The sequence below is a fragment of the Deltaproteobacteria bacterium genome, assembly GCA_005879535.1.
GTDB lineage: Bacteria > Myxococcota > Myxococcia > Myxococcales > 40CM-4-68-19 > 40CM-4-68-19.
In genome coordinates this window covers 128481-128840 of the sequence record VBKI01000082.1, presented here as the reverse complement: position 1 = coordinate 128840, position 360 = coordinate 128481, and the positions used below count along the sequence as shown (strand labels likewise).

The window sequence follows — 360 nt, the reverse complement described above, 5'->3', positions numbered from 1 at the left end:
TCAGCTCGACGAGCTGGAGAAGGCCGACCCCAAGGCCGGCGAGGACGAAGCGCTGGCGCAACAACGGCGGGTGCTGGCCGCGGCGGAGAAGCTCCGTGGTGGCGCGGAGGAAGCGGAGGCGCTCCTCCGTTCGGGTGACGAAGCGGCCGTGGTGGCGGCCTCGCGTGCGTGCAAGCGTCTGGACGAATTGGCGGGGATCGATCCGTCGCTGGCGGCGGTCGCGGCGGCGGTGCGAGGGGCGTCGGCCGAGATGGACGAGGCGGGCCGGACGTTGGCCCGGTACGCTGGCCGCGCGGGCAGCGATCCGCACCGGCTGGAGGTCATCGACGAGCGCCTGGAGCTGTTGCGCCGCCTCGGCCG

The 360-nt window shown here is 74.2% G+C and carries 1 protein-coding gene; it reads right to left on the bottom strand.

All coding sequences use genetic code 11. The features are described from left to right. Positions 1–310, bottom strand: a 310-nt coding sequence (locus E6J58_19595) for a hypothetical protein (GenBank protein TMB34052.1), incomplete at its 3' end; no start/stop codon positions are given. Positions 311–360 lie beyond the last annotated feature (50 nt).